The sequence below is a fragment of the Gemmatimonadaceae bacterium genome (genome assembly GCA_036003045.1).
Taxonomy (GTDB): domain Bacteria; phylum Gemmatimonadota; class Gemmatimonadetes; order Gemmatimonadales; family Gemmatimonadaceae; genus JAQBQB01.
The window spans coordinates 63,434-85,892 of record DASYSS010000085.1 but is presented as its reverse complement, the minus strand read 5'-3'; the positions used below and the strand labels follow the sequence as shown (position 1 = coordinate 85,892).

14 protein-coding genes are annotated in these 22,459 nt (G+C 65.1%); 10 read left to right on the top strand and 4 right to left on the bottom strand.

The window, feature by feature from the left end:
* Positions 1–27 precede the first annotated feature (27 nt).
* Positions 28–2,421 carry a polysaccharide biosynthesis tyrosine autokinase gene (locus VGQ44_18825; protein HEV8448896.1) on the bottom strand — a complete coding sequence of 798 codons (2,394 nt, stop codon included), beginning with the start codon at positions 2,419–2,421 and terminating at the stop codon, positions 28–30.
* A 55-nt stretch (positions 2,422–2,476) separates the two neighbouring features.
* Entirely contained in the window at positions 2,477–3,166 is a 690-nt protein-coding gene (locus tag VGQ44_18820; GenBank protein ID HEV8448895.1) for an SLBB domain-containing protein, read from the bottom strand.
* Between the two features lie 679 nt (positions 3,167–3,845).
* Between VGQ44_18820 and VGQ44_18815 the strand changes: the two genes are divergently transcribed.
* From VGQ44_18815 to VGQ44_18785, 7 genes are all read left to right on the top strand, one after another.
* The gene (locus tag VGQ44_18815) at positions 3,846–5,762 is read left to right on the top strand and encodes a hypothetical protein (GenBank protein HEV8448894.1); all 1,917 of its coding nucleotides are present in this window, start codon (positions 3,846–3,848) and stop codon (positions 5,760–5,762) included.
* A gap of 88 nt (positions 5,763–5,850) precedes the next feature.
* Entirely contained in the window at positions 5,851–9,009 is a 3,159-nt protein-coding gene (locus VGQ44_18810; GenBank protein ID HEV8448893.1) for a TonB-dependent receptor plug domain-containing protein, read from the top strand.
* 426 nt (positions 9,010–9,435) lie between these two features.
* A complete protein-coding gene (locus VGQ44_18805) occupies positions 9,436–10,368 on the top strand; it encodes a response regulator (protein HEV8448892.1) in 933 nt (310 codons plus the stop codon).
* A gap of 289 nt (positions 10,369–10,657) precedes the next feature.
* Entirely contained in the window at positions 10,658–12,232 is a 1,575-nt protein-coding gene (locus VGQ44_18800) for a sigma-54 dependent transcriptional regulator (protein ID HEV8448891.1), read from the top strand.
* 80 nt (positions 12,233–12,312) lie between these two features.
* The gene (locus VGQ44_18795; protein ID HEV8448890.1) at positions 12,313–13,371 is read left to right on the top strand and encodes a HAMP domain-containing sensor histidine kinase; all 1,059 of its coding nucleotides are present in this window, start codon (positions 12,313–12,315) and stop codon (positions 13,369–13,371) included.
* Positions 13,372–13,460: 89 nt separating this feature from the next.
* Positions 13,461–15,179 carry a glutamine--tRNA ligase/YqeY domain fusion protein gene (locus VGQ44_18790; GenBank protein ID HEV8448889.1) on the top strand — a complete coding sequence of 573 codons (1,719 nt, stop codon included), beginning with the start codon at positions 13,461–13,463 and terminating at the stop codon, positions 15,177–15,179.
* A 130-nt stretch (positions 15,180–15,309) separates the two neighbouring features.
* Positions 15,310–16,224 (top strand): TraB/GumN family protein, encoded by a 915-nt coding sequence (locus tag VGQ44_18785; protein ID HEV8448888.1) that lies wholly within the window; start codon positions 15,310–15,312, stop codon positions 16,222–16,224.
* 27 nt (positions 16,225–16,251) lie between these two features.
* On the opposite strand, the gene VGQ44_18780 is transcribed toward VGQ44_18785, so the two are convergent.
* Entirely contained in the window at positions 16,252–17,319 is a 1,068-nt protein-coding gene (locus tag VGQ44_18780; protein ID HEV8448887.1) for a DUF1611 domain-containing protein, read from the bottom strand.
* Between the two features lie 103 nt (positions 17,320–17,422).
* On the opposite strand from VGQ44_18780, the gene VGQ44_18775 reads away from it, so the two are divergent.
* Complete coding sequence (locus VGQ44_18775; GenBank protein ID HEV8448886.1) at positions 17,423–18,946, top strand: Type 1 glutamine amidotransferase-like domain-containing protein; 1,524 nt, start codon at positions 17,423–17,425, stop codon at positions 18,944–18,946.
* 3 nt (positions 18,947–18,949) lie between these two features.
* Here the strand turns inward: VGQ44_18775 and VGQ44_18770 are convergent, their stop codons facing one another.
* Entirely contained in the window at positions 18,950–19,129 is a 180-nt protein-coding gene (locus VGQ44_18770; GenBank protein ID HEV8448885.1) for a hypothetical protein, read from the bottom strand.
* 228 nt (positions 19,130–19,357) lie between these two features.
* On the opposite strand from VGQ44_18770, the gene VGQ44_18765 reads away from it, so the two are divergent.
* The gene (locus VGQ44_18765; GenBank protein ID HEV8448884.1) at positions 19,358–21,271 is read left to right on the top strand and encodes a multicopper oxidase domain-containing protein; all 1,914 of its coding nucleotides are present in this window, start codon (positions 19,358–19,360) and stop codon (positions 21,269–21,271) included.
* 96 nt (positions 21,272–21,367) lie between these two features.
* Positions 21,368–22,444 (top strand): hypothetical protein, encoded by a 1,077-nt coding sequence (locus tag VGQ44_18760; protein ID HEV8448883.1) that lies wholly within the window; start codon positions 21,368–21,370, stop codon positions 22,442–22,444.
* Positions 22,445–22,459 lie beyond the last annotated feature (15 nt).

Below are 22,459 nucleotides of genomic sequence, written 5' to 3'. Positions count from 1 at the left end.
CCGAATTGCCGCAACAAACCGCTTTGATCAGGTTTTTTGCAACGCCCTCGAGCCGGACGCACTTTCGCTCATGTCGTCGCTGTAGTCGTAGCCCGAAGCGTACCCGTAATACTGGAATTCCCCTTCCAGCTGCACCGCGTTCAAAACCGCGCCCATGATGTTGATCGGAAGCCGGTCGGCCAGCAGCAACTTGGCTGCGGCCAGACGCCGCTCCGTTCTGCCCGCCCGAAGCACCACGACCATGTTCGAGACGGCCGAGCCAATGGCGTATGCATCGATCCCGGCATTCAGCGGCGGCGTGTCGAACAGCACCACGTCGTACCGATTGCGAAGCTCGGCAACGAGCCTCGGCAGTGCCGCCGACGTGAGCAGTTCCGGCCCGTTCGGCCGCCGCCGGCCGCACGACGTGAACGCGAGCCGTTCGTGTGACGTCGGGCGGATGATCTGCGATGCGTCTGCCGCGCCCGCAAGATAATCGGTCAGACCGTTCTCCATGCTCAGTCCGAACACCTCGTGCGCCATTCCGCGGCGGGTGTCGCCGTCCACGAGAATCGTGCGGTAGCCGGCGTCGGCGAAGGACATCGCGAGATTGGCCGACACGAACGATTTCCCGTCGCCCGGCTGCGGGCTCGAGATGGCGACCGTGATGGGCGTCGTTCCCGCATGCCGAACGTGCATTCGAAGTGAACGGAACGCCTCGACGAGGTGCGCGATCTGCTCCGGCGAGCGCGTGTTCACGGTGCCACGCGGGAACTTCGGAATCGCCGCGGCGATGCTGAGACCGAGGTCGTTCGTCACCTGCTCGGGATAGCGAATCCGCTTGTCCATCATGTCGAGCAACAGGGCCAACGCGATCGCGCCGCCGACGCCTGCGAGCAACGCCATCGCCATCAGCCTCGGTGCCGTGTTCTTCGACGGCGACAGTGGGGCGATCGCCGTGTCGAGGATTCGGACGTCGGGTGTCGTGCTCGCTTCGGAGAGCTGCGCCTGTGTGTACGTCGTCTTGATCGTGCCGTAGATCTGCGCTTGAACGTCGACCTGCCGCCGCAGGCGCATCTCTTCGATCGTCCGCGCGGGAATCGCCTGCATTTCGACCGACTCGGTGCTGATTCGCTGCGCATACTGCAGCTCGCGCTCCTTGAGCTGCGTCAGCAAACTCTGGGCGAGCCGCGGAATGGTCTGCGTCTGAAGCTGATCGATGTCCGCGCGAAGATCCTTGACCGTCGCGTATTCATCGGTGAAGGCCTGCCGCGCCGCCGCGAGTTTCGCCCGCGCGGTATTCAACTGTTCGAACGCGTCACGAAGGGCCTTGGCGCTCGGGCTATTGCTGACGCTCGGAATCAGCAGCGCGGCTTCGACCGAGACGCTGTCGGATGGGTTGGCGAGAATCTTCTCCAGCGCTTCGCGATCCTGCTTGAGGTCCTCGTAGTCGAACTTTTGCGTGAAGTAATTCTTGATCGCCGGGTCGGTCGACGCCGGAACTCCGGGAGCGACCGGCGTACCGGGCTCGCCGGGCTTCGTGATCGTCTGAACGCGGAACGTTTCGAGCTGATTCTCCGCGTCGTGCAGACTGCGCTCGGCGGTCGACAGCTGTCCGGCCAGAATGTTCGAGTATTCGACGACGTTCTGTTTCTTGAGCTGCGCGGCGACGTTGATGTATTCGTGCATCCACGCGTTCATCGTGCGCGCGGTCCCCTGGGGGTCCGGGTCGTGCATCGTCATCGACAGGAAGCTGCTTCCCTGCGGCAGGTTCGCGGTCAGTCGGTTGATGTAGCTGATCGCCGTCTCGCGCGGCGTGGAGACCGTGAACTGGACCTTCTTGGTCCCCGCGCCGGAGAACACCTCGGCAGGGAGCAGCCACTTGAAGCCGAGGCGCCGGCCGATCGAATCGGTGGCCGCCCCGCTGTCCACAGCAGTTCCACCTTGCGGCGTGAGGCTCCACCGCTTTCGATCGCGGTCGATCGCCAAGTCATAGCGTCCCGCGGCGAAGCGGTCCCCGATGGTGAACCCGCGCAGGGCCACCGAGTCGGCCGAGTTCGAAGGGCGGACGTAAAGATTGAGGTTGCGTACGACGGCGTCCGCGACGCGGGTGCTCCTCAGCAACTCCACCCACGCGCTCGACGTCAGAAGCTCGTCGGCCTTGAACGCGCCGACACGTTGCGACATCGGCGTTTCGGCCTGGACCCAGATGGTCGACGTGACGTCGTAGACGGGCTCTACGAACCGCGTTGCCACAACGCCGCCGGCGATCGCCACCAGTATCACGGCGACCATCAGCCAGCGGTACCGTCGCATTGCGCCACGGGCGCGCTCGAGCGGCTGGCCCGGAAGCGCTGCCGGCGGCAGCCCCGGCTCCGGCATCTGGAGCGCGGTCGAATCCGAAGAAGGAACGAGTTGCAGCGGAGCGGCGTCGTCTGACATGGCGTGTATGGTGAGACGGTCGTTCGGGACGGCTGTTCGACCGTGTCGGAGACAATTACCTGAGTCGAGTGATCGTATAAAGCAAAGACGCTGCGGAAAGACCCACGGAGATGGCAGTAAGCCACGAAAAATGGCTCTGCCCCGGTACGAAGACCTCGTCGCCCGCGCGAAGGTGGAGACGGTCGAGCGACATGCCGTCGGCCAGGGCGGCGCGGGTATCCTGCTCGTCCCAGATGACATCCGCGCCGCGGCGAATCACGATTCCGGCCATGTTCGCATCCCCTCCGGGGCCGCCGGCCTGCATGATCAAGTCGCTCAGCGGTGCATCCGCCTTGGTATAGACGTACCCAGGCCTTCCGACCAGGCCAAGCACCGCGACCCGCACCAAGGGCGTGCTTCGCACGCTCGGCTCCTTGATGTACTGGGCAAAGTGTTCGGTCAACTTGTCGTTCAGTTCCGAGCGCAGGACGCCATCGAGTGACAGATCAGCCATGCGTTGGAACTCCAACCGGCGGCCCGCTCGAACGATGTTCGTGTCAGGGATTCCGATGAAGTCCTTCGGCATCAGGGCATTTCCGTGCACCTCGATGAGGATGCGGTCTCCGTCTTGGAAGTCCCCTTTCTCCAGACGTTGGCGCAGTAGCCACGCCTCGTTAGGTCGGTGCTGCCCCTCGGCTGCCTTTGCCTGTGCCTCGATCTCGGCCCGGCTCTCGAACTCACGGCGAGGAGACGGCTGAACCGACACCCCGGTCTGAGCTCCGCACGGGAAGCCCAGGGAGAGCAGAATGGCGAAAGCGGCGGTGGTTCTCAGCGATACAGTGTGACCGGTCATGGACTCGGGTTTGTCTCAGTAGTTGGGCGACGATGATCCGTTACCCGATAATACGACATTGCAACATCTTGAGACCACTTGGAAGCGGCGCCCGCTGTACCAAGTCTCGGCCCCCATGGGCGAAAACCATGCTCGTCGCGACCCAGGGTCGGCGCGGTTAACGCGGCCCGCTAGTATGCCCTGCAAAAGGTGTTGTTGCAACCCAGCAACGACGGGCTGCATGCATGCAACAGGCCTACCATTGGGTGGTCTTCTTAACGAAACCGCAAGTTGCTGGTTATCGGACCGCACAATAGTGTTCGGCCAGAACGGCAGGGTTCTCGCATGGGCCGTTCCCCCATGTCCCGAAAAGCGCAAGTCGATCGTCTCTGTGGAGTCTGTGGAGTCGTCCTTGCGGCAGAAACCCGGGCCGCGGACAGGTTGCCTACCTACCCTGAAAACTGGAAAACGACGCTTGCTGCTGAGTAAGACGCTCGGAGTCGGGTCACGTTCGCGCATCGTGTGGAGCCCCCGACACGTCATCGTCGGCCTTTTTGCCCTCAGCTGCCTGTCGTGCGGCGGCGACGGCGGTCTTGTTGGTGGACAGCAACAAGTGGGCTCGATCCTCATCGACGTCCCGCCGTCGCAATTCGAGCGCGGAACCAAGAAGAAGTTCAACGCCACGGTCAACGACATCCACGGCAAGGTCATCGACGTTCCCGTGGTGTGGCAAAGCAGCAAGGTCGGTGTCGGTGTATTCGATGCGAATGGCGTGTTCACCGCTGTCGATACGGGAACGACGATCGTCACGGCGACGTCCCTCGGGGTGTCTTCGGGCGAGCTGCCGATCCAAGTCGTATGGACCGGCGCCGCCAAGATCGCGACGTTCGCTTGGACTCAGCCCAACGCCGCGACGCCCAACGCGGTCGTGTCCGATTCCGTGCGCGTGCTCATCACGAATCCAAACAACGCGCTGGTCGGCGGGGCGCGAGTGCTCTTCACGGTGACCGCGGGCGGCGGCAGCGTGTCGCCTTCCGTCGCGACATCCAGCCCGAATGGTCTCGCGGCGACGCGCTGGACGCTGGGACCGCAGCCGGGGGTGAACACGATCACGGCGACCGTCGTGGACACGACCAATCAGAAACTCACGTTCGTCGTCCCGAACCCGGTCGAATTCTCGGTGAAGTCGTACCCGGCATTGTCGGCGGTCGCCGGCGACAAGCAGACCGCGCAGATCCTGACCGACTTGCCCGTCGCGCCGTCGGTGAAGCTCGTCGACAGTCTCGGGCACCCGCGCCTCGGGGTGCCGATCACCTTCTCGCCGACCGGTGGTGGCCGCGTCGCCGCGCCGATCGTTTCGACCGGCGCCGATGGTGTCGCATCGCCCGGCACGTGGACGCTTGGCGATGTTCCTGGAACGCAAACTCTCGTCGCGCGCGTCGAAAGCGGAACGCTCAACATTCAGGCGACCGGTACCGGCACGCCGATTCACTACACGCCCGTGAAGCTCGCAGTCGGCGGCTTCTCGACATGCGGCCTCGACGCCGCCGGCATGGCGACGTGCATGGGTCAGGAGCCACAGATCGGCGGCGGTGACACGCTCAGCAAGTCCGTTCCGACTGCCGTTGGGACCAGCGTGTCGTTCCAGAACATCGTCGGCAGCTCGACACATTTCTGCGGCGTCGCGAGCGGCGGGACCGTGTACTGCTGGGGGTTCAACGCGCTCGTCGACACCACCGGACACAACGCGGGACTTGCGGGCGTACCGACTCAGTTGCAGAGCAGCTTGTCGTGGGCTCAAGTCGCGACGGGCGCCGCGCACACGTGCGGTCTGACGACCGACCAGGATGCCTACTGCTGGGGATCGAATCAGGTCGGCCAGCTGGGTACGCGTGGCGACACGACGTCCATGTTCAAACCGACGATCGTCTACGGTGGCTTCAAGTTCTCGACGATCGCTTCCGGCGTGAACCACGTTTGCGCGTTGACGCTGTCGCACGACGCGCTCTGCTGGGGCTCGAATCAATTCGGTCAACTCGGCGACGGCACCGGCACGAATCGCGTGGCGCCAACCCTCGTCACGGGCGGCCTCGCGTTCCAGTCGATCGCCGGCGGCGATCCGTGGACCTGCGGGCTTTCTACCACGGGCAAGGCGTACTGCTGGGGTGCGGTGCAGGGCGTCGGCACCGTGGTCACGCCGCACGCTTATGACAATGCGCCGGTGTTCGTCTCGCTCACCGTCGGAAGTTTCCATGCCTGCGGGTTGACCGGCGACGGCTCCGCGTACTGCTGGGGCAACAATCAGTTCGGCCAGGTCGGTGACAGCACGACGGTCAGCCGCACGGATCCGACGGCGGTTGTCGGCGGATTGAAATTCAAGTCCATCGCCGCCGGAGTGGCGCACACCTGCGGCATCACCACCGACGGCTCGTTGGCGTGCTGGGGACTCAATCTCGCCGGCGAGCTCGGGGACAAGACGACGGCGACGCGCAGCGTTCCGAGGTTCGTCGTGCTGGGAGTCATTCCGTAGTCAGTTGGTTCGAGCGGCTAGGCCGTGCGCGACCGGCCCGGCAGTCGTCGGGACCGGCCTTGGATCCTCCAGACCACTTAGAGATCTCATGAGGCTCATCGGCGGTTGGCGTTCCCTTGCCCTGGTGGTGGCGTTCGCGTCGGCGGCGCACGGCTTCGCGACCACGGCTCGCGCGCAGGAGCCGGAGTCGATCACCGGCCACGTGTCGGCCGGCGGGTTGCCCGTGCAGGGAGCGTCGGTGCGGATCCGCGAATTGGGAATCGGTACGACGACGAACGCCGAGGGCCGCTTCACGTTCATCGTGCGCTCGTCGAGCGTCCGAGGGCAGACGGTGACGCTCGAGGCGCGACACGTTCGATACAATCCCGCCAGCGTCGGAATCGCGCTCACCGGCGGGACCCTGACTCACGACTTCGAGCTGTTCCCCGTCGGTGATTCGCGCGGTGCCACCGTTCAAACGGCCGAGGCCAGCGGACCGGCGCCGGGTCAGCGGGCGACGATCGAACCGGTGCGGCCCACGGTCGACAGTACCGCCTTCGACGAGCTGGCCGGACCCACCGACTTCGTCAGCGCGCTCGCCGGGCGAGTGGTCGGTCTCGACGTGACCAGTGCGTCGGCGACCGGTGGTTCAGCCGTCGCGATCCTTCGCGGCTATCGCACCATTCTCGGAAACACACAGCCGCTGTTCGTGCTCGACGGAGTGCCGCTCGAGAACACGAGCTTCGTCGTGCCGGGACAGGCATTCGGCACCGGCGGGTTCGACTACGGGTCGCCGATCCAGGGCATCGAGCCCGCGGAAATCGCATCGGTCCAGGTGCTGCGCGGTCCAGCGGCGGCGATCTGGGGAGGGCGGGCTGCGAACGGGGTCATCCTCGTCACGACGCGCGGCGGACGCGGACTGTCGGGATTCGAAGTCTCGGCGAGCCAGAACGCGTCCAGCGAGTCTGTGCTTCGGCTTCCGACATTCCAGAACGCATACGGCCAAGGACTCAACGGCCAGTTCTCTTTCTTCGACGGGGCCGGCGGCGGAACGAACGACGGCGTGGCGCAGAACTGGGGCCCGCCCCTTTTGGGACAGGCACTTCCGCAGGCGAGTTATACGACGCCGAAGCTCGGCGACGTTCGACCGTGGCTACCGCGACCGAACAACGTCGCGGATTTCTTCGGCGGCGGCACGACGTTGACGACCACCGCGTCAGTGCAGCAGGCGGGGGCGACCGAGAACTTTCGCGTCTCGATCGACCGGCGGAGCTCGAACGGCTTCGTCCCGACCAGTTCGTTGACCCGACAGGGCGCGGCGGTGCGCGGTGAGGCCGACCTCTCTTCGTCGCTCACAGTCGGTGCCCACGTCCAAGTGAACAACGATGTGGCGCGGAACCGGCCGGGTACCGGATACGATCCGTCGAACACGATCGGCGACCTGGTGAGAACCGGACGACAGGTCGATTTGCCGGCGCTGATGGATCACACGCACACGATCCAAGTCGACCCGCGCGAGATCTCGTGGAACTACAACGAATTCAACAACCCGTACTTCGCGCTGCAAGACAACACCAATCGCGATGACCGAACGCGCTGGATCGGCGGCGGTTCGGTCGACTACGCGTTCACCCCGCACGTGAGCGCCATCGCGCGCGTCGGAACCGACCACTCCAACCAATCGCGCGACTTCGACATCGCTCCGTTTTGGATGGGCGGATTCCCGACCGCGACGGGGCGCGGTGATTTCTCCGCCGGCGGTTTTCAGCGACAGACGATCGTTGCCTCCGAGACGAACGCCGAGGTGTTGTTGTCGGGCGACGTCGCGGCGCCTCACGGGGATAACGCGTCGCATGCCGGCCGTCTCAGAATCACCGGCGGCTATTCGCACCGCGCGAACAATTTCAGCGTCACGACCGCGGGGTCGGATCAGCAACCGGACACCGGAAGAACGCTGCCCTCGCCGGCGACGAAGCTCTCCAATGACAACACGACCGAGTCGCTGTTCGCGATCGGTGAGTGGGCGATCAACGATTACGCGTCGCTCATGGGCACCGCGCGCAACGAGTGGTATTCGGTGCTCGCTTCCGGCAGCAACTCCGCCTTCTACCCGTCTATCTCGGGACGAATCGACCTGGCGCGCGCGGCTGGAGTCGCGAGCGACAAGCTCAGCTCCGCCGTCGTGCATGGCGGACTTTCGCGGGTCGGCGGCGCGGTGCCGCCGCTTCTGTTGACGAACATTTTCATTCCGTCCACCGATTCGGCGGCGACCATCTCGGCGAGTCCGAGCCTCAGTCCCGAGATGACGACGTCGCTCGAGCTGGGTGGGTCGGTCTCGTTTCTTCGCAACCGGCTCAGTCTCGATCTGACGCTGTACGACGAGCAGACCGGCGGCGTGATCCTCGGTGTGACGAGCGGCGCCCACTCGGTCGTGGCGAGCAATGTCGGCACGCTCTCGAACAAGGGCGTGGAGTTGCAAGCCACGGTCGTTCCACTTCGAACGTCGAAGGGCACGGAGTGGTCGATCGATGGGAGGCTCGCGAAGAACTCGAACAACCTCGACGATGTGAGCGGCGGCGTTGCCGCCGTGCCGCTTGGCCCGCCGGTGTACGGTCTCAGCGTTGAGGCTCGAAAGGGGTCGCCGCTCGGCGCACTCGTCGGCAGCGGGTTCAAGCGCGACGGGTCGGGGAATCTGCTGCTCCAAAACGGCGTTCCGGTCTCGGATGGACAGCAGCGCGTGCTCGGCACGATGGCGCCGGCTTGGTCAGGCAGTGTCTCGACGAACTTTCACCTTGGCCATGTCGATGTTTCGGCGCTCGTCGATGCGCGGATGGGCGGCAGCATCTACAGCACCACCAACCTGCTGGGGATGACGTCGGGAAGCTTCGCGGAAACGGCGTCGCGACCTGACAGCGGTCAGGCATTCGCCGGTGTGGACGCGGCGACGGGCAAGGCGAACACGGTTCGCGCTACAACCCAGGCGTACTACACCGCGTTGCTGCCGATTCAAGAGGCATGGATCTATGACGCCAGCTTCATGAAGCTCCGCGATCTCAGGATCAGCTTCTCCTGGCCGCTCAGAGGGCTCACGCCCTTCGCCGCGCAGAGCGTCAGAGTCTCGCTGATCGGCCGGAATCTGGCGATGTGGAGCAAGGCGCCGAACATCGATCCGGAAACCGCGCTGAGTACCTCGAGTTTCCAGGGGGTGGAGCTCGGACAACTGCCGTCGATCCGCAGTTTTGGTCTCCAGTTCTCGCTCACGCCCTAGTGGCCGAGCACCAGTTACTTGGCGCCCGCAATCGACACAACTGACGCGTGGCCGCGACACTCAGCGTGTCGACGCCGTTCTCGTCAACTTGCCGACCGTATGCCAACCTGTTAGTAATAAACCGCTTAACAGACAACCCCGGCCATTGGGTGCCGGAACGGAAGATGCTTTCCGCGCGGTCGTTGATATGGCTGCGTGTGAGATGGAACGACTCGGAATGAACACGTACTGCTGGCGGAACGCGCTCGACGCGCGTCCGTTTTGGCGGTGACGCTCGCTAGCGGCTTCAGCATTTCTGTCGCTCGCAGGACGCCGGATCACGCGCAGCACTGTAACGAAATGATGCAGGTGCCGCATCCGAATGGCTGGTCAGACTCCGAACGTTCAAAAACCCAAATGGTCGAGTCACGAAAGCGCGCACGCCTGGTGTTGATCGCCACTGACGGCGAGTGGGCGGGTCGGTCGCTCGAGAGCGTTCTCGAGTTGAACGGCTATAGCGTCGTGCGGGTCGAGCGGGGACGCCGAGCGCTCGAGTTGGCGCGACGCACACCGCTCGACGCGATTTTTCTCGACGCTGCGACGACCGACATGGGTGGGATCGAAGTGTGTCGGGCGCTTCGCGATGATCCGCTCTTCGATCACTCGACTCCGATCGTCATCACCAGCGCGGTGGCGGGGGCTCACCGCGCCGGTGCCGCCGCGTTCGCCGCGGGAGCGTGGGAGTACTGCAGCCAACCGTTCGACGTTGAAACGCTCATGCTGAAGCTCGGCACGTTCGTCCGAGCGGCCGACACCGTGCGCGACGCGCGCGGCGGCGGGCTTCTCGACAGCGCGACCGGGCTGTACAGCAGCCACGGCCTCGAGCTTTGGGCGAGGCACTTGGGGGCGCGAGCCATTCGCCAGCACGAGGCGCTCGCGTGTGTCGCGGTCAAGCCGAATCCCGCCGGCGAGGTCCGCGTGTGGTCGAGCGGCGAATACGCGAGCGAGGAGATCACACGCGAGATCATCGGCCATGATTCCTTGCTGCAGATCCTCGACGTCTGCCGCGAGGAGAGCCGGCGGTCGGATGTGCTGGGGTATCTTGGTTCGTCGAGACTCGCCATCCTCGCGCCGGATACCGACGCGGGCGGCGCCGAGAAGCTGGTGAATCGCCTCTCGAGCGCGTTGGAGCGGAACGGCAGCATGGGTGCGGGTCGCGCCGTCGCGTCGTTGAGCGCCGGCTACTGCGCCATTTCCGACCTCTCGTCGGCCGGTGTCGAGCCGACGGAGCTGCTTCGGCGGGCTGAAGTAGCCCTTGATCATGTGCGCACGCCGGTCGTCGACCGTGCTCCGCTCAACTACGATCGAATAACCGTATAAAACTGTTTTAGATGGCAGCCTGACTCGGAACCGACGACAGTCTGGTCGGTTACGCGTCTCGGTGTGGCGTAGACGCTACGCTACGGTTTCCTGCCCGCCACTCTCCGCTTGAGCCTTCCTGCGCACGCTGTGTGCATTCGGACAGCCTGACCCATGTTACTGTATCATCGCGCCATGCGCGCCGATACTCAGTTCAGGCTTGACAGCCAATCCATCACCGCCATTTTGTGAGCCGCCTCACTCATGCACCAATCCTGTTGCGTGGTCTCCACAATCTTCGCCCTTCTTGATGAAGACGAAGTACAGCGAGTTCAACGTCTACCTGCCGTCCGATCCATCACCGGCACCAACCGCTGTCGAGTCTGAGGTGCCCATCGTGAGTTCGGACGAGCAACCAGGGTTGGCGGAGGGAGCCGGTATCTCCGTCGAAGATCGGGGGACCATCCGGATCCTGATCGTCGACGACGACCGTACGCTCCGCGAAGGGTGCGCGAGCGTTCTCCAAGTAGAGGGTTACAACGTCAGCACGTGTGGACGGGGCGATGAGGCGCTCGAGATGGTTCGTCGAGCGCACTACGACATCGTGATGGTCGATCTCTACATGACGCCGGTTCCGGGCCTCGAGATCCTCAAATCCGTCCTCACGATTCGCCCGGGTACGATCGTCCTGGTCATGACCGGCAACCCGAGCGTCGCCTCGAGCATGGAGGCGCTTCGGCACGGCGCGTGGGACTATCTCCCCAAGCCGTTCTCCGGAACGCACCTGCAAGTGCTACTCGGCCGGGCGGCGCACGCCGTCCTCGCCACGCGGGACCGCGAATCGACGCAGCAGGAGTCGCGGAGGCGAAACGGCAACAGCGACAAGCTCACGCTCCTGGGCACCTCCGCCGCCTTCCGCCGCGTCATCGACTTGGCGCGGAAGGTCGCGTCGACCAACGCGTCCGTCATGCTCGTCGGCGAGAGTGGCACCGGCAAAGAGATGATCGCGCAGTTCGTGCACCGCCACAGCAACCGCGCGTCCCAGCCTCTCGTGCCACTCAACTGCGCGGCGCTCCCCGAGCACCTTCTCGAGTCGGAGATGTTCGGCCACCGAAAGGGTGCGTTCACCGGCGCGGACCGCGAAAAGGTCGGCCTGTTGGAGATGGCGAACGGGGGCACGTTCTTCCTCGACGAGCTCACGGAGATGACGCTTCCGCTGCAGGCGAAGCTGCTCCGCGTCGTGCAGGACGGCGTGCTTCGTCGCGTCGGCAGCGAGCAGCAAGACGCCGTCGTCGACGTTCGATTCGTGTCGGCGACGAATCGCGATCCGGGCGAGGCGATCCGAAGCCGGCACCTGCGCGAGGATCTCTACTTCCGCCTCAACGTCTTCCCGATCACGCTTCCGCCGTTACGCGATCGTGTCGAGGACATTCCCATTCTCGCGACGTACTTCCTCGAACGTTTCTGGGCACGCCACCACCCGCCCAAGGACGACCCGCCGCATTTCGGTGATGCCGCTTTCGACTTCTTGATGTCGCGCCCCTGGCGCGGCAACGTCCGCGAACTACAGAATGTCATCGAGCACGTCGTCGTTCTGGCGCAGCCCGGCTCGGAGATACAACCCGAGGAAATCCCGGTCCATCAGGACTGGAGTCAGCCGGCGGAGACGATGAACATGGCGGCCCTGCACAACGACGCGTACCACGCGGCGAAGGAGCAGGTGCTGGCCACGTTCGAGAAGGAATACGTGACGAGGTTGGTGGCGCGCGCAGCAGGCAACATGTCGCGGGCGGCGCGGCTCGCGAATGTCGACCGGACGACGTTGTATCGGCTCCTCGAGCGGCACGGGTTCCGCCGTGACGGCATGAACTCGTCGCAGACTTGAGCGAGAGGGTTTGACCTATCCCCCGTGATAGTGGTTCTCACGCCCGCCGGCTCCGTCGGCCGCGCCGCGCGGAGGGAAGCATGACGGCTGCGATTTCGCGACCCGAATCTTCCGGCCGCCCGGATCCGCACGCGTTTCGGCGGCTGCTCGCGGCGGCCGCCGACGCCGCCGTAGAAGAGCTCGGGCCGATGGCCGACACCGCGATCGCCGATCTCAAGCTGCGGTTGCGCGAGCTGGCGGCGCGCATCGGCGCGGATGCCGCTGGCGCCGCTCCGGTCACCGCGACGGCGCTGAGCCGCGATCAGATCAACGCGTTTCGCGCGCGCATCCTGCAGCGCGCCGCCGTCGAGACGTCGCTCATCGACGGACGTGAACTGGCGCGCGCGCTGTCCGCGCTCGAGGAGCTTGCCGGGAAACAGACACCTCCGGTCGCGAACGAATTCACCGAGCGCCTGTCGAGCCCCGACGCGCTTCGAGCGGTCGTCGAGATGGCGCACGACATGCGCTCGCCGCTCGGTTCGATTCTGTTCCTGGTCGACACGATTCGCCGCGGCCAGAGCGGAACGGTCACGCAGGTTCAAGAGCGTCAGCTCGGCCTCGTCTACGGCGCCGCACTCGGTCTCAGCACGCTGGCGTCCGACGTCGTGGACGCGATCAACGGCGATCGCCTCGTCGACGGCCAGCGCACGCCGTTCTCGATCACCGAAGTTCTCCTCGGCGTGTGCGCGATCGTGCGGCCGCTCGCCGAAGAAAAGAACCTCGTGCTCAATACGACCTTCCCGCAGGTCGACGGTCGGCTCGGCTATCCGTCGGCGTTGAGTCGCGTGCTCCTGAACCTCACGACGAACGCGCTGCGCTATACCGAACGCGGCTCCGTGTCGGTCGGTTGCACGGAACACTCGCCGACGCTCCTGGAGTTCTGGATCGAGGACACGGGGCGCGGCATTCCCGACAACGTCCTCGCGATGCTGTTCGACGGGTTCCGCCCTGGATCCGTCGGCATCCGATTCTCGAGCGCCGGGCTCGGGCTTGCCATCTGCCGCAACCTGCTCGAGAAGATGGGCAGCTCGCTGCTCGTCGACACCGCGGTCGAGGAAGGGACGCGCTTCTCGTTCCGCATGGAGCTGCCGCAGGCGTAAGTCGAGCGGCGCCGAAGGCCGAGACCGCGGCGTCGGGTTGTATCTTACGGGTTCGTGCCGGTGTCGCCGGCCGACATCCCTCGACTCCCGTGACTCCTCCGCCTTCCGCTATCGAACCGGCGTCTCCGGACGTACAGCCTCCGGCGCCTCCACGCCGCGATTTCATTCGCGAGATGGTCGCCGAAGACGTGGCGAGCAATCGCTTCGGGCGCCAGATCGCGACGCGATTTCCGCCCGAGCCGAACGGGTTCCCGCACATCGGGCACGTCAAGGCGATTTGCGTGAACTTCGGCATTCGGAACGAGTTCGGCGGGCGCTGCAACCTCCGCTTCGACGACACGAATCCGGCCGGCGAGGACATGAAGTACGTCGAGGCGTTCAAGCGTGACATCGCTTGGCTCGGCTTCGAGTGGGACGAGGAGCTGTACGCGAGCGACTACTTCGAGCAGCTGTACGAGTTCGGCGAGCTGCTGGTGAAGAAGGGCAGCGCGTACGTCGACTCGCAGACGGACGACGAAATCCGCGCCATGCGCGGGACGGTGACCGTACCCGGCACGAACAGCCGCTATCGGGATCGCTCCGTCGACGAGAACCTCGACCTGTTGCGCCGCATGCGCGCCGGCGATTTCCCCGACGGCGCACACGTGCTGCGCGGCAAGATCGACATGGCGCATCCAAACATGTTGATGCGCGATCCGATCCTGCTGCGCATCCGGCACGCGCACCACTATCGAACGGGCGACGCGTGGTGCTTGTATCCGCTCTACGACTTCGCGCACCCGCTGTCCGACGCGATCGAGAACATCACGCACTCCCTCTGTTCGCTCGAGTTCAAAGACAACAACGACATCTATCGCTGGCTCGTGCGGGAGTGCGGGTTCGAGCGGCCGCCGGAGCAGACCGAGTTCTCGCGGCTGTCCCTCGAGTACACGGTGATGAGCAAGCGCAAGCTGCTGCGGCTGGTGAACGACGGCATCGTGAACGGCTGGGACGACCCCCGCATGCCGACCATCTCCGGGCTGCGCCGCCGGGGCGTCACGCCCGAGGGTTTGCGCACGTTCGTCGAGACGGCGGGTGTCACGCGCAAGCCGCAGCGCACCGAGCTTGCGACGCTCGAGGCCGCGGTGCGCGACGACCTGAACACGCGCGTTCCGCGCGTCATGTGCGTCGTGAATCCGCTCAAGGTCGTGCTCACGAACTACTCAGAGGGCGAGATCGAGTGGCTCGACGCGTCGTACTATCCGCACGACGTGCCGAAGACGGGGTCGCGGAAGATTCCGTTCTCGCGCGAGCTCTACGTCGAGCGCGACGACTTCATGGAGAATCCGCCCAAGAAGTTCTTCCGCCTCGCCCCGGGGCGAGAGGTGCGCCTTCGCTACGGCTACTTCGTGACGTGCACCGACGTGATCAAGGACGCGTCCGGCAACGTCGTGGAGCTGCGGTGCACGTACGACCCCGCGACCAAGGGCGGCGACGCCCCCGACGGGAGAAAAGTACAGGGCACCATCCACTGGGTGTCGGCCTCGCACGCGCTCAACTGCGAGCTGCGCCTGTACGACAAACTGTTCACCGTCCCGGACCCCGACGACGTCGAAGAATTCATGGCCGTCGTGAATCGTGAATCGCTCGTCGTCGTCCGCGACGCCAAGATCGAGCCGAGCGTCGCGCAGGACGAGGGAGGGTCGCGATACCAGTTCGAGCGGACGGGATACTTTGTCACGGACTCGGTGGACTCATCGCCCGGCGCGCTGGTGTTCAATCGGACGGTCACGCTCCGCGACTCCTGGGCGAAGATCAAGGCGAAATGAGGGCCGCGGGGAGGGGAACTGTAACGATTCGTAACAGTCTCCTTTAAATGACGGTCGCCTGACGCACCAACACGGATTTGGGCCTGCCGGCGGGTAACGGACCGGCGGCACCCATCGTCCTCTCTACACTATGACGACCACTCTCAAGCTCGCCTTGACCACGGGCGCCCTCGTCGCGGGAGTCCAGCCGAGCCAGGCGCAGGTCCGGGCCACGGCAATCGGGACGCACGGGCCGGCGGTGACGTCGTCCAAGCACATGCTCTACCGGGTGCACGGCCCGAACGGCGCGACCGTCTACATCCTCGGGTCGGTTCATCTTCTGTCGGCCGACGCGGCGACGCTTCCCGCCGAAGTCGATTCGGCGTTCGCCCACTCACGATCGCTCACGCTCGAGACGAGCCTCGACTCGGCAATGGCGCGCGGCCCCGAGATGCTCATGCGCGGCCGGTACAGCGATGGGAAGACGCTCCGCGGCGTGCTCTCGCCGCAATCGGCGACGAAGGTCGACTCGCTGCTTCACCTGTACGGCCTCTCGCTGGATCAGGTCAACGGGTTCAAGCCGTGGATGGTGTCGTTGCTGATGACGCAGCTGGCGATGCAGAAGTTGAATTTCCAGGCGCAGTACGGCGTGGACATGCAACTAAACACGCGCGCAAAGCAGGCGTCGAAGCCGGTTCTGGGCCTCGAGAGCGTCGATTTTCAGATGGGCCTGTTCGACGGGCTGTCGCAGGCGGATCAGGAGCGCATGCTCGTCGAAAGCGACGGCCCCGACGTGACGGCCAAGGAGATGGGCTCCATCCGCGACGCCTGGAGCCGCGGCGACGCGTCCATGCTCGACAGCCTGATCAACTCGAACATTGCGAAAGCCCCGACGATGTTCGACGCGCTGATCACTGCGCGCAATCGTGCGTGGATTCCGAAGATCGAATCGTTGATCAAGGGCAACGACGACGCGCTGGTGGTCGTCGGCGCGGGTCACCTCGTGGGAGAGCAGGGTGTGGTCGCGATGCTGCGCTCCAAGGGATACACGATCGACCAGATGTGAGATCGCGTGGTCGGAGGTAGCGTGTGATCAAGCCGACGCACGCCTGAGTTTCGCGCGGCGTTCGCGGTCGAACTCGCGAACGGCTTCGACCAACGGCGCCGGATCCTGCCGCACCGGATCCACGACAGGCAGCCCGGTCTCCTCTTTGGCCCGATCGACAGCCGCGCGCGCGTCGCGATCGCTCAAATCCGACGTGTTCAACGAAACGCCGATCGTCGTCGTCGGACGCAGCGGATTGGCTATCGATTCGTGCAGGTCGATCACGGTCGACAAGGGAGGGATCGGGAGCCACGAGTTGTGGCGGAAGGTCGCGCGACTCGGCTGGTGGCATGCGATCAGCGCGTGCGGCAAGCTTCCGTGCAGCAGCCCGAGCGACACGCCCGAATAGCCGGGATGCAGGATCGAGCCCTGGCCTTCGACCATCACGATGTCGGCATCCCGTGCGGCTCGAATCGTGACCGCTTCGGCGGCGCCGGCAATGAAGTCGGCGACGACCGCGTCGACGCAGATGCCCCAGCCCTCGATGAAGATTCCGGTCTGCCCGGTCGGCGCGAACGCCGTCCGCACGCCGCGCGACGCCAGCGCGTCGCGCAGCTGAAGCATCGCTGTCATTTTGCCGATGTTCGCGTCGGTTCCGACCGCGAGCACGATCGTCTGGTCCAACTCGCGGACACGGCCGGCGCCGACGGGCAGGTCGTCAGGCGGTTTGCGAACGTCGTGGACTCGCACGCCAAGTTTCGCCGCGAGGGGCCCCAGGTCCGGGTCCTCGGCGACGAACCCGTGCAGCCCGTTCCAGACATCGAGACGATGCTCGATGGCTTGGGCGAGCATCGCCCGAAGGTCGTGCGGTAGACCGTCCCCCGCGACGGCGATGCCGACGAGGAACGCATCCGCGCCGCAGATGACCCCGTCCGCGACCGAGTCGACCACGGGGATGGTTCCGCCGAATCCAAGGACGTCTTGAACCTTTTGCCCGGCGTTCCGACGGTCGAGGACGGCAGCCACATGCGGCGCCGAATATCGAATGACCGCATGGGCTGTTTTGGCCGATGGAGCGCCCAGCTGGTCCTGTGCGTAGACGAGGTAACGAGGCATGCGATAAATCAAACGGTCGTCGGCTGCCCGGCCAACCGTCGGAGTCGCGGCAAGCGGTGCGCCGAGTATCTTCACACCCCGAACTCGATTGCCGAGGAAACAAATGCGTCGCCTGGTTTCGCTCTCGCTCGTCGTCCTGCCCGCCGCGCTCGCGGGCCAAGACCGATCCCCGTCGCAGCAGGGCTCGGCGGTCAAAGTCGGTCCCGAACGCGGAACGGTCATCGTGGTCGGCGGCGGGTCGATGGGTCCGGAGATCTACTCTGCGTTCATCAAGGCCGCAGGCGGACCCGACGCCTTGATCATCGACGTCCCAACGGCGGGGGGCGACACGGTCTACAACCAGAACGCACCCGGCACGCGAGGCTGGAGGCAAGCGGGCGCGCGGAACGTGTACGTCCTGCACACAAACGACAAGAAACTCGCCGACTCGGACAGCTTCGCGGCGATTCTCAAGAAGGCGGGCGGCGTGTGGTTCGAGGGCGGCCGCCAGTTCCATTTGGTCGATTCGTATGCCGGGACGAAGACCGAGGCGGGTTTCCACGATGTGCTCGCGCGCGGCGGCGTCGTCGGCGGATCGTCGGCCGGGGCGTCGATCCTCGGCGATTTCCTCGTTCGCGGCGCGCCGTCGAATGACAATTTCATCATGGACTATCCGGGCTACCAGAAAGGCTTCGCCTTTCTCCGTGGCGTCGGAATCGACCAGCACGTCGTGGCGCGGGAGCGGCTGCCCGACCTCGCCGATTCGATCATGCCCAAATACCCGAGCCTTCTTGGCATGTCCGAGGACGAAGGCACGGCGTGGGTCGTGCGCGGGGATACGGCGACGATCGTCGGACGCGACAAGGCCTTCGTATACGGCGGCAAGGACGCGACCGACAAGGGAAAGCCATTTCTCACGCTGTATCCGGGCGATCGGTACAACCTGTCCACACGGCAAGTGATGCATCGCGCGGCGAGCGAGTCGAAGGTGTCGGTCGCGTTTCTCGACTCGTTGTTCAAGCCGTTCGCCGAGCCGTCTGCCGGCGGAGCGACGGTGCTCGTCGCCGAGGACGGCAAGGTGCTCGTGGACCGTTCGTATGGAATTCCCGACCAGGCGAAGTACATGCCGACGACGACGGTGCCGCAGTTCCAGCTCGGCGAGATCGCGCGCGTGTTCACCGCCATGTGCGCGCAGTTGCCCATCGACTCGGGTGGGCGCGGCCGCGGCGGCCGCGGCGGAGCCGCGAATCAGACTCCCCCGACGCCTCTCCAGAACTGTTTCAACCGCCGGTTCGCCACGCCAGTCGGCTTGCACAAGACGACGATGAGTCGCGAAGGGCAGGTCCAGTCTGACGCCGACGAGCTGTATCGCGTCGCTCTGGGCTACGAGGTTCCTCGAACGTTCGCCCGAGACACGACCACCGGCGATGGCGCCGCGTCCCACAGCGTGGACCTGAGCGCCGGATGGGAAACCGACAACCGGGCTGGAGCGGCTCGGCTGTCGGCTTACGCGGTTGCCGGCGGCAAGCGGTCGGCGTTCGTCCGCTTGCCCGATCGGCACGCGACGATCGTCGTGTTGACCAACAGCGAGACGACCGACGTAAAGCGCATCGTCGACGCGCTTACGGACCGGCTGATCGGCAAGTAGACGCTATTTGGTCCAAGGCGGCTTCACGCCAACTGATCGCGCGTACGCGATCAGTTGGCCGAGCTGCTCGTGCAGGTCGCCGTCCATGCCTCGCCTGCCGATCGAGCGGGCCGTGTAGCAGCAGAACTCGCTCGCGACGTGCATCAGGACTTGCGCGATCGTGCGGACGCGGGCCGAATTCACCAAACTCGAACGTCGGCTGCGGGGCGGAACGTACGTGGTCACGGGTGAAGGGTCCGTGCGCTCAGCGAGGGGGGGTGGAACGATTCGTTTCGCGGGCTCGTTCTGACATGCCGTGGCCGTGCCCACACGACGGCGGCACTCAAGCTGGAACCTTCGACCGATCCGCCATAACGTTCTCGGCAATTCCCCGCCGGTCGTTCCCATCCGTTCACCGTTGCGAGGTCGACCATGCTCAGAGCGACGACGCTGTCCTATCTGACGCCCTTGTTGGCGCTGGCGGTTACGTCAGCCACATCGAGCGGGCCGGAGGCTATCCGGCCGAATGAGAACCGCCACGCCGCGGGTGCGCTCGCCGGCAAGGTGTTGACGGTAAAGCTCGAGGCGCGCGAAGGAGTGTGGCGCCCGGAAGGCGACAACGGGCGAGCGATTTCAGTCGCCGCTTGGGCGGAGGAGGGCAAGCCGCTCTCGAACCCCGGTCCCCTTATCCGCGTGCCGGTGGGTACGGAAGTGCGCGCGACGATTCACAACACGCTTGCCAAACCGCTCATAGTGTCCGGGTTCGGCAAGACGCGCGGCATGTCCGACAGCGTGATCGTACCAGTGAACGGGCGCACCAGCGTTTCATTCACCGCGGCGGCGCCGGGAACCTACTACTACGTGGGACGCCGCGGCGTAGGGCCATTCGGGACTCGGCCAGACGGCGACTTCCAACTCAACGGCGCGATCGTCGTCGATCCGCCGAACGCGCCGACAACGGACCGCGTCTTCATCATCTCGTGGTGGTTCACGCTGGACTCGACGAGCAAGACCGGACTTGGCCGCGCAACGATGGCCATCAACGGGCTCTCGTGGCCGCACACCGAGCGCATAGAGCTCACGCAAGGCGATTCCGCGCATTGGCGCGTCATCAACCTCACCGAAGTCGACCATCCGATGCACCTACATGGCTTCTACTTCCGGGTGACGTCGCACGGCAACGGTGTCGTCGACTCGTTGTTTCGCATGAGCGATCAACAGATGGCCGTGACGGACATCGTCAATCCGTTCCAGACGATGTCGATGGCGTGGCTGCCGTCGCGGCCGGGCAACTGGATCTTCCACTGCCACTTCGCTTCGCATCTTTCGCAAGACGTCGCGCTCGACGCTGACAAGGGCGAGTTGGACGCCTCCATGCTCTCGCATCACATGTCCGACCGACCGCATCAGATGTTCGGTCTCGTACTCGGGCTCACCGTTGCGCCGCACGGCCCGCAGGCAGCGCCGCCCAAGAACGCGCGTGCGATTCGTCTGGCGATTCGCGAGAAGGCGAACGTCTATGGAAAAAACCCCGGGTTCTCGTTCGTAATGGGCGGGACGCCGGAGGACGCCGATCCATCGGCGATGCCCGTCCCCGGTCCGGCGCTCGTGTTGCAGCGAAACCAGCCGGTTGCGGTGACGATCGTGAACCAGGCGAAGGAACGCGCGGCGGTGCATTGGCATGGAATCGAGCTCGAGAGCTATCCGGACGGTGTACCCGATTGGTCAGGATCCAAGGGCCATATCCTGCCGTCGGTCGGCCCGCGCGATTCAATAACCATTCGCTTCACACCGCCGCGGGCGGGCACATTCATGTATCACTCGCACTTCGACGAAGCGACGCAGATCGCGGGTGGCCTGTACGGGCCGATCATCGTGCTCGACTCGGGCCAGAAATTCGACGCGGAGACCGATCGCGTACTCGTGTTTGGCATCGCGGGTCCCGCGACGAACGTCGTCGTCGGACCGTTCTCGAACTATCTGATGAACGGAAAAGCCCAGCCCGCGCCGATGAATCTCGCGGTTGGGAAGCGCTATCGATTCCGCGTCATCAACATCACCGACGACGGCCCGATGGTGTTGAGCCTGAACACCGACGACAAGCCGGTACAATGGCGCGCGATCGCTCGCGACGGGGCGACGTTGCCGGAGCGACAGGCCACGTTTCGTCCGGCCATGCTGATTTCGGATCCTGGTCAGATCTACGACTTCGAGTTCACCCCGCAGGCGGCCGGCGAGATGACGCTCAAGTTCGGTCCACCGCCGCCGCCGCCGGGCTCGCCACCGCCGCCGCCCGGATTCCCGCCCCCACCACCGACCGTCACGGTGCCGGTGCACGTTCGGTAACGGATCCAGCCGAAACGCGAGGCGGCGAGCACACGCTCGCCGCCTCCCCGCTTTTTGAAACTCGGAATGCGGTGCACACGATAGTTTTCTCGGACCATGTACGCGACGTGTCTCTTCTGCCAGAAGGACCTGGGCCGCAACGAGACGTTCGAGACGTTTCCGGTGGGCCGGCGCCTCGCGTTCGATGCTGCGAAGGGCCGTTTGTGGGTGGTGTGCCGCCATTGCGAGCGATGGAACCTCTCGCCGCTCGAAGAGCGTTGGGAGGCGATCGAGGAAGCGGAGCGCCTCTATCGCGATACGCGGCGTCGCGTCGCGACCGACAACATCGGGCTCGCCAAGCTGCGAGACGGAACGACCATCGTTCGAATCGGTGAGCCGCTGCGACCGGAGTTCGCCGCGTGGCGCTATGGAGATCAGTTCGGCCGGCGACGCGTCCGCCAGCTCGCGATCGTCGGTGCGGGGCTTGGCGCGCTCGGCGCGGTGATCGCCGGCGGCGCCATCGTCGGCGTCGGAGTCGGCAGTTTCGCGTGGATGATCGGAAACGCCGGTAAGGGCATCGTGCGCGGCAACCCCGAAAAAATCGTCGCGCGCATCAAGGGGCCGAACGGCGAATTGATGGACGTGCGGCGCCGGCATTTGCTCGAGACGTCGATCGAGCCGGGAGAGTCGTCGCCGATCGCGGTGACGCTCCGCTACAAGAACGGCCAGGCCCGGTTCGAGGGCGAGCAGGCGATGCACGTCGCGTCGCGCATCATTCCGGCGGCGAATCGATTCGGCGGATCGAAGAAGACCGTGGCCGAAGCGGTCTCCAAGATCGAATCGGCCGGTAGCAGCGAGCGTTTCATCGAGCGCATCGGATCGATGTCGCGCGTCGTGACGCGCGCCGGCCTGACGGATCTTCCCGACTGGACTCGGGGACACGTGAAGAAATCGCGGTTCGTGAAGAGCAGCCGCAAGCACGACTGGAACACCGGACTCTTCGCGCTGGACTCCGTGCAGCGGCTCGCACTGGAGATGGCCCTCCACGAAGAGACCGAGCGCGCCGCGCTGCAGGGCGAGCTGACCGCGCTGGAAGCGGCCTGGCGGGAGGCCGAGGAAATCGCCGGCATCTCGGACGCGCTGCTGGTACCGCAAGACGTCGACGCGAAGCTCACGAAGTTGAAGGGCGAGTAGCGGACTCCACCTCTA

Excerpts from the sequence above, each read along its gene's own strand:
- VGQ44_18825 (HEV8448896.1), bottom strand. The coding sequence starts at position 2,421 with ATGTCAGACGACGCCGCTCCGCTGCAACTCGTTCCTTCTTCGGATTCG.
- VGQ44_18810 (HEV8448893.1), top strand. The coding sequence starts at position 5,851 with ATGAGGCTCATCGGCGGTTGGCGTTCCCTTGCCCTGGTGGTGGCGTTC.
- VGQ44_18800 (HEV8448891.1), top strand. The coding sequence starts at position 10,658 with ATGAAGACGAAGTACAGCGAGTTCAACGTCTACCTGCCGTCCGATCCA.
- VGQ44_18795 (HEV8448890.1), top strand. The coding sequence starts at position 12,313 with ATGACGGCTGCGATTTCGCGACCCGAATCTTCCGGCCGCCCGGATCCG.
- VGQ44_18785 (HEV8448888.1), top strand. The coding sequence starts at position 15,310 with ATGACGACCACTCTCAAGCTCGCCTTGACCACGGGCGCCCTCGTCGCG.
- VGQ44_18780 (HEV8448887.1), bottom strand. The coding sequence starts at position 17,319 with ATGCCTCGTTACCTCGTCTACGCACAGGACCAGCTGGGCGCTCCATCG.
- VGQ44_18775 (HEV8448886.1), top strand. The coding sequence starts at position 17,423 with ATGCGTCGCCTGGTTTCGCTCTCGCTCGTCGTCCTGCCCGCCGCGCTC.
- VGQ44_18765 (HEV8448884.1), top strand. The coding sequence starts at position 19,358 with ATGCTCAGAGCGACGACGCTGTCCTATCTGACGCCCTTGTTGGCGCTG.
- VGQ44_18760 (HEV8448883.1), top strand. The coding sequence starts at position 21,368 with ATGTACGCGACGTGTCTCTTCTGCCAGAAGGACCTGGGCCGCAACGAG.